Below are 13,829 nucleotides of genomic sequence, written 5' to 3' on the forward strand. Positions count from 1 at the left end.
ATTCAACGTTTGGAACGGACGGCAGAACTGCTGCGCGATTTGAACAAATGGATATTTTCCAGCGCTCTGCCTGTACCGATTGCCACGCAATCCAGAGGATTTTCCGCTACGATAACCGGCATCCCGGTTTCAGCCGCCAACAACTTGTCCAAGTTGCGCAAAAGTGCTCCGCCACCAGTCAATACAATACCTCTGTCCATAATGTCTGCCGCCAGTTCGGGAGGACATTTTTCCAGTGTCACTTTGACTGCTTCCACAATTGCATTCACTGTATCGGACAAAGCTTCACTGATTTCATCTGACGTAATCGTAATCGTCTTCGGCAAACCTGTTACCAGATCACGTCCACGAATTTCCGACGTCTCCACTTGTTCCAGCGGCATTGCAGAACCGACTTCCATTTTCAACTGTTCCGAAGTCCGCTCACCAATCATCAGATTGTATTGACGCTTCACGTATTGGATGATGGACTCGTCCATTTCATCACCAGCCACACGAACGGAACGGCTCGTCACAATCCCGCCCAGAGAAATAACCGCTACCTCGGTTGTACCTCCGCCGATATCGACAACCATGCTGCCCGTTGGCTCCCATACGGGAAGATCAGCGCCGATTGCAGCCGCAAACGGCTCCTCAATCGTGTACGCTTCCCGCGCGCCCGCTTGCTTCGTTGCATCTTCAACAGCACGCTGCTCCACCGCAGTAATGCCTGAAGGCACACAAACCATCACGTTTGGATGACGTGGAAACAAAGAACGTGGGGCTTGCGCCTGACGGATAAAATATTTGATCATCGTTGCAGTCGTGTCAAAATCCGCAATAACGCCATCCTTCATCGGACGGATCGCACGGATATTCCCCGGTGTGCGACCAATCATTTTTTTTGCAGATTCACCAACCGCTTCAATGGTTTTTGTGTCTGTACGTAATGCGACTACAGAAGGTTCACGAACCACAATCCCTTTTCCTCTTACGTATACCAGCGTGTTTGCCGTCCCCAAGTCAATTCCTAAATCTTTTGTAAAGCCACCCAGCATGTTGTTAATCTCCTTTTCTCTTCCCTGAAATCTGTTATCCATGTATAAACGGTTTATTCAGGCCGGCCTAGCCAGTCGGATTTAAATGTTTGATTTAAATAGTATATTATATCAGACCTTGTTCCTTCAAACTTACGAAGGTTCCGTCCCCGATCACGATATGATCGAGTACGTCGATGCCCACGATGTTGCCCGCTTCCATCAGGCGACGGGTCAACTGGACATCCTCCGGGCTTGGCTTCGGATCACCGCTCGGATGGTTATGAGCGCAAATGATCGAAGCACTGCTGCATTTGATCGCTGCCCGAAATACTTCACGAGGATGTACGATGGCGGAATTCAGGCTGCCCATGGATAGTGTTTCCTGGGCAATAACATGATTTTTAGTATTGAGAAACAGGCATACAAAATGCTCCTTCTGCAAATAACGAAGCTGTTCAAACAGCAGATCTGCCACGTCCCGCGGACAACTGATCACCGGGGTCTCCAAATGGCGTGACAATGCCAGCCGTCGCCCAAGTTCGATACCCGCTTTGAGCTGTATCGCCTTGGCATTGCCAATACCTTTAATCTGGGTCAGTTCGGTCAGACTCATATCCACCAGTTGGCGCAAGTTCCCCGCCTGCTGCAAAATACGCTGCGCTAAATGCACCGATGACTCATTTTGTGTTCCCGTACGCAGTAATATTGCCAGCAACTCCGCGTTGCTCAAAGCATCCGCCCCATATGTCATCATGCGCTCTCTTGGTCGTTCTTCATGAGGGAGGTCGCGAAGCATCAGTGTTGGCGACTCTAACATATGTTTATCCCCTTTAAGGTTGCAACACGCTCACTCCGAATTCGGACAACATGTCCGACAGCAGGGAAAGCGGCAATCCTACGACGTTAAAATAACAACCCTGAATAGATTCCACCAGCGTAGCACCCAAACCCTGAATGCCGTACGCTCCCGCTTTGTCAGAAGGTTCACCCGTATTCACATATGCCACAATTTGCTCATGGCTGAGAGGCTTCATCGTAACCTCCGTTTGGCGATGTCTGACAAGCGTTTTGCCGGTTACGGTATGTATGCAGGCCACCCCGGTGAATACACGGTGGGTTCTTCCCTGCAATGCTGTCAGCATGCGAACCGCGTCCGCATGGTCGGCAGGCTTACCCAGTACCAAACCATCCAGCACGACTATGGTATCACTGCCAATTACCAATCCATTTTCTTCGGACTGGCTGGCAATGTTCACGACCGCTTCGGCTTTGCGTACCGCAAGGGCCTCCACAATTTGCTGAGGCGTCCAGCTCTCAGGCGTGCTTTCATCCGCATGACTCGGCATCACGTCAAAGGGCAGTCTAAGAAATGAAAGCAATTCCTTCCTTCTCGGTGAAGTCGATGCCAGAATAATGCGGGGCGTAATTTTCCCGTCCATAAGGGAAGCTCCTTTTCATCAGTTAGAGCCTGCGGTACAGCCAGAACGCGGCGATGATGCCGATCAGACTAAGCAGGCTCAATTCAAAATTTATCGTTATGTTGTACCTGATAATATCCAGATCCGCTCTCGGCGACCAGGATATCGTAGTGGGGTGGGTCAGAAAGGAAAGGAATTTGATCGATTGAAGAGCTTTGGCAATCCATGCACCCAAGAGCCAACCGAGCAACAAAAATAGTATAAGCATTCCTACATTTTTTTTCATCCTGATCTTCCCTCGCCATTTTTTGACACCTTCATTATTATACGGTGATTTCAACCGCAATACAAACAGAAATCCGGCATGGGGAACTATTTCCAGTTCCTTGCCGGAAAACATTGAGAATCTATTGTTTTATGAATTGTATAAATTCCTTCTCATGCAAAACATATTCCATCATCGAAGACTGAATTTCCCAAATGTGCTCCTTGGCTGTGTTCTTGTTATATTCTCCAAGTGCCGAGACTGCACTGTTCATCGCCTTTTCCAGCATGGATACGGAAGCAGCCGCTTCCTTCGGCAGGCCGGAGGGAAGCGCAGCGATATTTTGCGTCCACTGCTGGTGCAGATCGTTCAGTTCCTTCATTTCGGCGGCATTCGCCTTACCTGATCCGCCTGCTTCAAGCAGGGATGAGGAAAGCCCGCTCAGCTTGCCGACCAATGTGCTGCTTAGCTGAAAAAAAGTAGTGAGCTTTTCACCTTCGCCCCCATAAGCTGCTTTTTCGAATCCAGATAATTGGAGCTCACGGACATACAACTCGACTCCTTGCGTTTTCAGTTGATTGCTGAGCAGCTTGGCCTGTTCCCTGTCCGGCGATATCCCTGCATAGACTCGGTTCTGATCCTCTGTATCCCCACCAGCGGCGATGCCTGCCTTCAATAGCTCTTCCTTCGCTTGCAAAGCCCGTTCAGGGGTGCTGAATACTCCATATTGCAGCAGGTAATAGGTTTGGGAAGGGACCTGAGCCGACACAACTGTGACAGGAGCAGAATTCTCTTTTACAAATGGTGTATCTGTACTAACAGATTCTTTAAAGACCGGAATAGCCTCCTCTGTTGACAGATCTGATCCCGGGACAGCTCCACCTCCGTTAAAAAGCAGCAACATGATATATCCAAACATCCCCCCGGTCATCAACGCACTGGCTACCGAGCCAATCAGCTTCCATTTGGAGGGATGGGGCGGGCGCTTTCGGTACTCTTGACTGGAACGATGAGTTTCTTCTTCATCCTCTTCCGTACCATCTGGCAGAAAATCCGTATCTGACCAGGAAGCTGCTGACCGCCCAAACGGATCATCCCATCCTTCCTGCACGATGGGGGCGGGAGCAAAACGTCGCTTCGTACCAGGTCTATTCACGCTCGGAGGCTCGTTAATTTCTGAAATTCGTTCAGTCCCGCTGTTTGCACCCATGCCGCTAATTCTTTCCGTTCTTTCATGCTGGTTAGCAGCTTGAGGCTGTTTCTCGCTTTCATACCGTTCCGCTTCTTTATTTGTTTCACGCTGCTGGCTAGTTATCGGCCCGGTTTTGTACGGAAGCACCTGTAGCCTTTCCTCACGGCTTTCCTCACGGCTTGCCTCCGGCGCCTGTTGATCGAACCGGAATGTCATCTTTGCCTTGTTCACGGATGCACTCCCTCCTTGTCCCATACTTCCTCATAGTCTGTTGTATGAGTCAGGAAGTAAAAATATGCCCCGGGCACTACAAAAAAGGGTATCCCGAGGACACGTTTCGTGTTCGGGACACCCTTGAATGGTTGTATTTCATAGGCATAACGCCTTATAGATACTTATTAGACTTGCCGTTCGCGCAGATGGCGTGCCAGTGTGTCGCCCACTTTCCAGATATCTCCCGCGCCCATTGTCAGCACAAGATCACCCGGCTGAAGGCGATCCTTCAACTCGTCGATAACAGCTTCCTTGGTTGGCAGATAAATGGCATTCGCGTTGCTGTTCTGGACGATTAAATCCACGAGCTTGGAAGAATGCACACCTTCAATTTGTTTTTCTCCCGCCGGAGAATAAATATCGGTAATAATGACTTCATTCGCCTCGCTGAATGCACGACTAAACGCATCCAGCAGGAAAAAAGTACGGCTGTAGCGTTGCGGCTGGAACACGGCAATAATACGCTTGCCAGTCACTGTAGCTGCACTAATCGTAGCCTCAATCTCTGTTGGATGATGGGCATAATCATCAATAACAAGAATGTCATTGCTTTCGCCAAGCACCTGAAAACGACGCTTTGCTCCGTGAAACTCCACAATAGCCGCAGCAATTTGCTCAAATGGGATACCTGCCTCCAAGCAAGAAATCACACTAGCCATAGCGTTGTACAGATTATGTTTACCCGGTACAGACAATTCGATGGTTCCAAGCGCCGTCCCTTTGCGGTTCATGGTAAAGCTTAATCGACGGTCACCCAACTGGATATCCGTTGCCGTATAATCTGCTTCATGCTCGACTCCATAGGTAATGACTCGAGTCTGAATCTGAGGCAGCATTTCCCGTACGTTCTGATCATCAGCACATACGATAGCCGCGCCATCCGGCCGGATTTGACTCAAGAACTGTACATAGGCACTTTTCAGACGATTAAAGTCACCATCATAATTTTCCAAATGGTCGGCTTCAATGTTGGTCACGATACCTTGCCAAGGATGATATTGCAGAAAAGAGCCATCGCTCTCATCTGCCTCGGCAACGACAAACTCGCTTTTGCCTGCTTTGGCATTCGTCCCCAAATTCGTGATTTCGCCGCCAATAATGTATGTTGGATCGACATTACATCTCTCCATAACCAGCGCGATCATCGAGGAGGTTGTCGTTTTGCCGTGCGCTCCCGCAACAGCTACTCCCTTACGCTCGTTAAGCAACCGTGCGAGCATCTGGGAACGATGCAGGGTCGGAATATTCAATTCCTCTGCTGCCACCCGCTCCACATTGTCACGGGACAGTGCTGTTGAATAAACGACGATGTCTGCCCCTGTAACGTGCTCAGGCGTGTGCCCGAGATATATTTTTGCGCCTTTCGCCGCCAGTTTTTCTGTCAGCTCCTGTGATGCCACATCTGAGCCTGTCACGGTATATCCCATCTCCAGCATGACCCGAGCAATCGCGCTCATCCCGTAACCGCCGATACCGATAAAATGAACATGTTCCGAAGTAATCAACAAATTTCACCAACCTTTTTCCGAATCGGTTTGATACATAAGGGTAGCCCGTACATCCGCAATGAGATACAGCGTTCCGGACACCACCCCCAGATCTTCCGCTTCCGTATGTGACTGAAGCAAGCGAAGAGCCTTTTTCCAGTCACCTTCTACAATAATTTTCAAATCCGTTTTGGCATAGGACGGCCGCAGCTTCTCCACGAGATGAGCCAGTTCAGCGGCATTCATTTTGCGGCGGAAATCGGGCTCGGTCAGGATAAGCGTATCCACTAGTGGCAGTATATGCTGCAAGTATGCTTCATGATGCTTGTTTGACAGCATACCCATCATTAAAACCATTTTTCGGTACGAATACAGTTGGGGAAGACTCTTTGCCAGCGTCTGCGCCCCTTCTGGATTATGAGCACCGTCAATAACAATTCGCGGCGAACTGCTGACCTGTTCCAGACGACCTGCCCAGGCCGCTTCTCTAAAGCCCTCCAGTAGTTCAGCGTCATCCAGCACAAAAGCCATATACTGACGAAGCACCTCAAGTGTCATCAGAGCTCCTGCCGCATTAGCACATTGATGCTCGCCTAACAACGTGATGCCGATTTCTATGTGTCGGAAAGGTCCCGCAAACGAAAAAGTCTGTCCTGTTTCGTCCCCATTCAGCCGTTCATACGTAAACTGTTCTCCTGCCAGATACAAGGTAGCTCCCTGCTTTGCCGCCGTTTCCCGTATAACCTGAATAGCCTCTGGCTGAGATACACAGCTAACAACAGGTACGCCTGGCTTGATAATTCCAGCCTTTTCGCCTGCGATCTGTTCGAGTGTATCCCCTAAAATATCCGTATGGTCATAGCCTACATTCGTAATGACCGAGACGATAGGGCTCACGATATTAGTTACATCCATCCTTCCCCCGAGGCCCGTCTCCCATACCACAACATCTGGAAAAGCCACCGTTGCATAATATAAAATAGCCAACGCTGTCGATACCTCGAACATCGTGGGTGATCCCAAATCACTGGCCGCGATTTCCTTGACCAACGGATACAAACGATTGGCAAGCAAGACCAGTGTATCATCGGGAATATCTGTCCCGTTGAATTGGAATCGGTTCGTAAACCGGGTGATATACGGAGACGTAAAGGTTCCCACATCATAACCGCATTTCAGCAGGACAGAGGTCAAGAAAGCACAGGTCGAGCCCTTGCCGTTGGTTCCCGCAATATGCACAAATTTAAGATGCCGTTGCGGATCACCCAACATGTTCATTAACTGCTCAATCCGTTCCAGTCCGGGTCTGATTCCGAACGGAATCAGACCGTTAATCCATTCCACTGCTTCATCATAGCTTTGTAAAGGAGCCGCTCCCCCGCCCCTGATCGTATCTGACATCCTCTTCACCTTCAGGTCATTTTATAGTTAGTGGAATTATCCCTTGAGTTCTTCAATCCGTGCGATAACTTTGGCGCGCTTATCCGAATAATCGGCTTGCTTGGCCTTCTCTTCCTCGATGACTTTGGCTGGTGCCTTCGCCACGAAGCCTTGGTTGGACAGCTTTTTCTCCACGCGCTCCACTTCACTGTTCAAATGCTGAAGCTCTTTTTCGAGTCTGCTAATTTCCTGGGCAATATCAAGCAGCCCGGCTAACGGTAGGTATAGCTCTGCTCCGCTAACTACAGAAGTCATGGCTTTATCTGGAACAGATAGCTCCAATCCCGCGTCAAATTCAGACGTATTACAGAATCGACGTACATATTCCCCATTGCGGCTAATGATATCGAGAACGGCTTGATCGCCGGGTTTTACGAGCAATTCGATCTTTTTACTCATCGGCACGTTCACTTCAGCCCGGATATTCCGCACAGCGCGAATCACGTCGATCAGCAAATTCATTTCAGCTACCGCATCCTTGTCCTCAAAAGCCGGATCATAGACAGGCCAAGCGGCTAGTGTGATCGTTTCGCCTTCATGCGGAAGATGCTGCCATATTTCCTCGGAGATAAACGGCATGAACGGATGAATCATGCGCAGTGTCCGATCCAGCACATACGCCAGTACGGACTGTGTTTTCTTTTTCGCCTCTGCGTTTTCGCCATACAGGGAAAGCTTCGCAAACTCGATGTACCAGTCGCACAAGTCATCCCAAATAAAGTTATACAGAAGGCGGCCTGTCTCGCCAAATTCATAAGCATCTATTAGACGCGTGATATCGCGTGAAGTTTCGTTCAAACGATGCAGGATCCAGCGGTCAACTGTGCTCAAATCACCAGTAATGTCGATATCCGTCGCAGTAACCCCTTCCAGATTCATCAGCGCAAAGCGTGACGCATTCCAGATTTTATTGGCGAAGTTACGTGCCTGCTCTACCCGTTCCCAACGGAAACGAAGGTCCTGTCCAGGCGTGCTGCCTGTAGAAACCATGTAACGCATGGCGTCCGTACCGTATTTGTCGATTACGTCGAGCGGATCTACACCATTTCCGAGGGATTTGGACATTTTCTTTCCATCCGCATCACGAACCAGTCCGTGCATCAGCACATCCTTGAACGGAATTTCCTCTGTGAACTCCAGGGCTGTAAAAATCATCCGCGACACCCAGAAATAAATAATGTCATAGCCTGTAACCAAGACATTGGTCGGGTAGTAGCGTTTGAGATCCTCAGTCTGCTCAGGCCAGCCCAGTGTCGAAAACGGCCACAAGCCAGAGCTGAACCATGTATCCAGCACGTCCTCATCCTGTTTCAGCTTTCTACCAGCATATTCAGGCAAGGTTGTAGGGTCCTCCACCGATACAATAACTTCTCCGGTTTCTTCATCGTACCAGGCAGGAATACGATGTCCCCACCACAATTGACGGGAAATACACCAGTCCCGCACATTTTCAATCCAGTGCAGATAAGTACGCTCAAAGCGATCCGGGACAAAGTTTACGCCATTGCCAGCCTTCTGCACTTCAATCGCTTTGGCTGCCAGAGGCTTCATTTCCACGAACCATTGCGTAGACAGGTAAGGCTCTACAACCGCCCCTGTACGTTCGCTGTGGCCCACCTGATGCACATGCTCCTCGATACGGATCAGCACGCCCTGCTCTTTCAGATCAGCGACGATTTGCTTGCGGCAATCACTGCGGTCAAGGCCCTGATATTTGCCTGCTTCGGCGTTCATCGTACCTGTTTCGTCCATAACAATAATCTGTGGCAACTGGTGACGTTGGCCCATTTCAAAGTCATTAGGATCATGAGCAGGTGTAATTTTAACCGCACCGCTACCGAAGTCTTTTTCTACGTAGTCGTCCGCAATAACCGGAATTTCCCGTCCGATAATCGGAAGTACGAGTGTTTTGCCGATCATATGCTTGTAACGTTCATCCTCAGGATGTACGGCTACCGCTGTATCGCCCAGCATGGTTTCAGGACGCGTGGTGGCTACAGTGATAAACCCGCTGCCATCTTGAAGCGGATATTGCAGGTGATACAGATTTCCGTTTACCTCTTTGTATTCCACTTCAATATCTGACAAAGCCGTACGTGCAGCAGGATCCCAGTTAATGATGCGTTTACCGCGATAAATCAGACCCTTATTGTACAACTTGACGAATACTTCGCGAACGGCTTGAGACAGCCCGTCATCCAGCGTAAAGCGCTCACGCGAATAATCGAGGGAGAAGCCCATTTTTTCCCATTGATTGTGAATGTTGTCCAGGTATAGATCCTTCCATTCCCAAACCTTCTCCAAAAATTTCTCACGTCCCAGATCGTAGCGCGTCAAGCCTTCCTCACGCAGCTTCTGCTCTACCTTCGTCTGGGTGGCAATGCCCGCATGGTCTGCTCCTGGCAGCCACAATGCGTCATAGCCCTGCATCCGCTTGGTGCGGATAATAATGTCCTGCAAAGTAAAATCAAGAGCATGTCCAATGTGCAGCATGCCTGTAACATTCGGCGGTGGAATAACGATTGTAAAAGGTTCTGCCTCTGGAAGTCGCCCAGCGCGGAAATACCCCTTCTCCATCCACGTTTTATACCATTTTTTCTCTGTTGATTTTGGATCGTACGTTGTCGGCATTTCCAAGGTTGTCTTGTTGTCTTGTTCTGACATATCAGGATACCTCCATGATTTTTCAATTGGCAAATAAAAAAAGCCCTTCATCCTCAAAGGACGAAAGGCTGTTCTCTCGCGGTACCACCTTTGTTTCACCCCTAGTGTATGTATCCACTGATCCATTACACATGGTGTGACACTTATGCAGATAACGGCTGCGGACCGGCCTTATTCTACCGTGAACCTCGTACCTTCCGTTGGGATTAAATGAGGGACCGTTCGAACAGACGACTCCCGGGTGACTTCGGCCAGTAGCTTCCTGCGGAACCTCACAGCGCTGCAATTCCACTCTCTGAAGGGCTTGCTGCCTACTCTTCCCGATCTCAGTCTTTCAATAGCTATACCACATCATACATTTCCCATTGACTATAGTCAACACCCGTTGCTCATTTTCCAATGACCGGATTAAGGGATGTACAATACCTGCCCTTCTTCTACATGATGCTCTGCCAGCCTGTTATACAGTTGAAGCTCCCGTGTGCTGAGTTGATAGCGATCAGCGATCGTTTCCAGTGTATCTTCACGCTGAACGATGCATAATCGAACCTTGCGAAAAGACGTTTCATTCTGTGTATGGAAAAAAAGGTTTTTCCACTTGGCATCCTCACGCTCTTCTTCGGCCTCCTGCGCCTGGCCCTGCGGTTCTTGCTCCAGTTGCTGCTGGTATTCCGCTTCCTTCACCGAACGACTAGATTGGAGCAAAGATGAGTAGACCACCGGGTCCGGCTCGTCTGCTTTTTCGTCCTTTTTGCTGTTCAACGCCACGCGCATCTCCGGCTTATCGTCGGCAACAGTATCATGGAACGCACCGTCCACCTGCTCTAATGTCTCAGGTCTAAAATCATTCACCTGACCTGCCCCAAGCTGCGGCTCCAGATAGATCTCTGGCTCCGTAGCATGATGCGGTTCAGCCAGCAAAGGATCATAGACCACATCGGGAGCGGTGGAGGATATTTTCGGGTCACTTCCCGTCCATGCTTCCTCTTGCTGAAATCCCCATACTTCCGGTGTCTCATGCTCATGCTTTACCTCTGAAGTGCTATCTTCAACAGCTTTACCCGCCCAAGGATCATAGATCCGGTGCGGGTCTACAGCAGGCTCATAACCTTGCTGTTCCGATGATGACTTCTGTTCCCCATACTCCTGTGACGGCTGTTCCCAGGAAGCGTACTCCTGCTGAGCTAGCACCCTGTATGAAGATTCAGACTCCGTCGTGTGATCGGATACAGTATCCTGAGTGGCATAAGTTTCTTCCTGACGCTGCTCTCCATTCGTGGAAAAGGGTTGAGCGGGATGTTCAGGTGCGTGCACCACCGTAAATTCCTCATCCAGCCAAACCGCTGTCTCCTCCGCATGGGAGCTTTCCACCCCGTGCAGGGAGAGAACACCAGTAATATTCAGACTACGTAATGACAGCAGGTCCACATCAAAATTCTCAATCTCAACAGAGATGTCTTCCAATCTTCCTACCCGATTCAGTGGAATCGTAATTTCAACAGGGATCAAATGATGAAGCTCGTTCGTTACCTGTTCAGGTGTGCGGTACACGCCCTCCAGCAGCAAATGCCCTCGCAAAGCGGCATGGTCGCCGTGGGTTACAACCTGAATGCGTGGCAGAAGCTCAATTTCCTCCAACTCAGCAATCCCGGCAGCTTCCTCCGTCAAATGAATGCGTTCATAAATATCAAAACGCAAGCCTTGCGGCTGATCATTCTGTTGTTTGTTCAAGGATGGCATCCTCCTTTGGGCAGCCTCCGCACATCCTCTGACTCCTGTCAGGCGCACGGAAACTCCATATTGCAAACCGTTTCTAGGTTCAAGTATATGCGCCAAAATAGAAGGCATGCCATCTTTTATAGCTGTTTATGCAGCTTTTGAAAATCATCCGGCCAAGCATCTTCCACAGTAATCGTTTCACCGCTCAGCGGATGACGGAAGGTAAGACGCTCTCCGTGCAGCGCCTGCCTGCCAAAATCAGCAGCCCGTCCCCCGTATAATACGTCCCCCAATAACGGATAGCCCGCATGGCTAAGATGAACGCGAATCTGATGCGTTCGGCCTGTTTCCAGTGTTAAATATACGAGACTAACCGCCTTTTGACCACTCCCCCACACTTCACCAAGTTCCACATGGGTAACCGCGCTCTGTCCGGTCGGAGAAACACGGCGACGCTGCTTGTGATGCCTGTCCTTGCCAATCGGCCAATCCAGCGTCCGCAGTGATGAAGGGACTTCACCCCGTACCAAAGCCACATAACGGCGACCGATATCCTTGGCCCGCATCTGTTCGTCCAGCTTGAGCAACGCGAATTCATTTTTGGCATACAGCACCGGGCCTGTCGTATCCGTATCCAGACGATGCACATGCCGTACTGCCGCATGGATGCCATTCATCTCATAATACGATGCGACCGCATGATCCAACGTCAGTGGACCCTCTTTTACAGCTCCGTCTGGGTGTACCGCCATACCCGCCGGTTTGTGTACGACCAGGCAAAAATCATCCTCATACAACACCTTCAAATCGTACCAGCGAGGGGCCACGCCAAGGTCCGTAACGGGAAAAAGGGCCAGCCGCAGCCGGTCCCCCGCAAGTTCAATCTGCTTTTCGTGTCGCAGTCTGCGCCACAGCTTATCCGGTAGCTCCAAACGGTTCAGCAACCAGTGATCTACAGCATCGATGCGATGTCCACCCTCTGTGATTTCCCGTCCTGGTGTGACTTCCAGCCACGGTCCCCGTCTTTTCCAGCCGCCTTGCCAGCTCATAGACGTTTGAGCGCGCGATAGTTCGCTTCAATGGTTGCATCAATATCATCTACCGTATGCACACCCGATACAAACATGCCCTCAAATTGGGATGGCGCCACACAGACTCCCTCGTTCACCAATTCGGTAAAGTAACGACGAAAGTGGTCCTGATTAATTGTTTTAGCTGTATCAAAATTGACAACCTTCTCTTCCGTGAAAAATGGACAAACCATGGAACCTACACGGTTGATCGTGACAGGTATGCCCAGCTCACGTGCATTACGTTCAAATCCGGCCTGAAGCCGTGCTGCCCGTTCTTCCAGTCGATCATATACTTCTGGCGTCAGCAATTTAAGCGTCGAATAGCCTGCTGCCATAGCCAGCGGATTTCCGCTAAGCGTACCCGCCTGATAGATCGGACCAGAAGGTGCAATCTGTTCCATAATATCGCGACGTCCGCCATAGGCACCTACAGGCAGACCTCCGCCAATGACTTTACCCAGGCATGTGAGATCCGGGGTTACACCAAAGCGACCTTGAGCTGAATGAAGTCCTACCCGAAATCCGGTCATGACTTCATCAAAAATCAGCAGGCTTCCATACTGCCGGGTTACCTCACGCAAACCTTCCAAAAATCCAGGCTGTGGCGGTACAACTCCCATATTTCCAGCGACCGGCTCGACAATAATGGCGGCAATTTCCTCGCCGAATTTTTCAAAGGCCAGTTTCACAGAAGCCAAATCATTATAAGGAACGGTGATCGTATGTGTGGCCACGGCTTCGGGTACACCCGGACTATCGGGCAGACCCAGTGTTGCCACACCAGAGCCTGCTTTAATCAGTAAGCTGTCCGCATGACCATGATAAGAGCCTTCAAATTTAAGGATTTTGCTGCGGCTCGTAAATCCGCGTGCAAGTCGGATCGCGCTCATCGTCGCCTCGGTTCCCGAGTTGACCATACGAACGATATCCACGGAAGGAACACGCTCACAAACGAGCTTCGCCATTTCGGTTTCCGCCAACGTTGGCGCTCCGAAGCTGGTTCCTTTGATAACTGCAGCCTGTAGAGCCTTGACGACCTCAGGATGTGCATGTCCCATAATGAGCGGTCCCCATGAACAAACATAGTCAATATAGGATTGACCGTCGATATCATATACCCGCGATCCTTCTCCACGGTCGATATAAACGGGCGTAATGCCGACGGATTTAAAAGCCCGGACCGGACTGTTCACGCCACCCGGAATATATTGCTTTGCCTCATCAAAGGCTACTTTGGAGCGCGCATCTTCGCGCACTGTTCGTTGTTCGTTGATCATTT

General features: G+C 50.1%; 11 protein-coding genes. All 11 read right to left on the reverse strand.

The window, feature by feature from the left end; genetic code table 11:
- Positions 1-2: 2 nt before the first annotated feature.
- Positions 3-1,037 carry a rod shape-determining protein gene (locus AC0WRU_RS18760; protein ID WP_025682930.1) on the reverse strand — a complete coding sequence of 345 codons (1,035 nt, stop codon included), beginning with the start codon at positions 1,035-1,037 and terminating at the stop codon, positions 3-5.
- A gap of 106 nt (positions 1,038-1,143) precedes the next feature.
- A complete protein-coding gene (gene radC / locus AC0WRU_RS18765; protein ID WP_476125901.1) occupies positions 1,144-1,836 on the reverse strand; it encodes a RadC family protein in 693 nt (230 codons plus the stop codon).
- A gap of 13 nt (positions 1,837-1,849) precedes the next feature.
- Entirely contained in the window at positions 1,850-2,458 is a 609-nt protein-coding gene (locus tag AC0WRU_RS18770) for a Maf family protein (protein WP_476125902.1), read from the reverse strand.
- Between the two features lie 22 nt (positions 2,459-2,480).
- Entirely contained in the window at positions 2,481-2,723 is a 243-nt protein-coding gene (locus AC0WRU_RS18775) for a DUF4321 domain-containing protein (protein WP_025682933.1), read from the reverse strand.
- A gap of 121 nt (positions 2,724-2,844) precedes the next feature.
- Entirely contained in the window at positions 2,845-4,125 is a 1,281-nt protein-coding gene (locus AC0WRU_RS18780; RefSeq protein ID WP_476125903.1) for an SPOR domain-containing protein, read from the reverse strand.
- Between the two features lie 167 nt (positions 4,126-4,292).
- Positions 4,293-5,672 carry a UDP-N-acetylmuramate--L-alanine ligase gene (murC, locus tag AC0WRU_RS18785; RefSeq protein ID WP_476128677.1) on the reverse strand — a complete coding sequence of 460 codons (1,380 nt, stop codon included), beginning with the start codon at positions 5,670-5,672 and terminating at the stop codon, positions 4,293-4,295.
- 6 nt (positions 5,673-5,678) lie between these two features.
- Entirely contained in the window at positions 5,679-7,055 is a 1,377-nt protein-coding gene (locus AC0WRU_RS18790) for a bifunctional folylpolyglutamate synthase/dihydrofolate synthase (RefSeq protein ID WP_476125904.1), read from the reverse strand.
- Between the two features lie 36 nt (positions 7,056-7,091).
- Entirely contained in the window at positions 7,092-9,758 is a 2,667-nt protein-coding gene (locus tag AC0WRU_RS18795; RefSeq protein WP_476125905.1) for a valine--tRNA ligase, read from the reverse strand.
- A 408-nt stretch (positions 9,759-10,166) separates the two neighbouring features.
- Positions 10,167-11,489 carry a LysM peptidoglycan-binding domain-containing protein gene (locus tag AC0WRU_RS18800; protein WP_476125906.1) on the reverse strand — a complete coding sequence of 441 codons (1,323 nt, stop codon included), beginning with the start codon at positions 11,487-11,489 and terminating at the stop codon, positions 10,167-10,169.
- A 125-nt stretch (positions 11,490-11,614) separates the two neighbouring features.
- A complete protein-coding gene (locus tag AC0WRU_RS18805) occupies positions 11,615-12,526 on the reverse strand; it encodes an RluA family pseudouridine synthase (protein ID WP_476125907.1) in 912 nt (303 codons plus the stop codon).
- Positions 12,523-13,827, reverse strand: coding sequence for a glutamate-1-semialdehyde 2,1-aminomutase (gene hemL / locus AC0WRU_RS18810; RefSeq protein WP_476125908.1), 1,305 nt, complete (start codon positions 13,825-13,827; stop codon positions 12,523-12,525). Before hemL ends, AC0WRU_RS18805 begins: the two co-directional genes overlap by 4 nt.
- Between the last annotated feature and the right edge of the window lie 2 nt (positions 13,828-13,829).

Source organism: Paenibacillus sp. 1-8 (assembly GCF_056316205.1).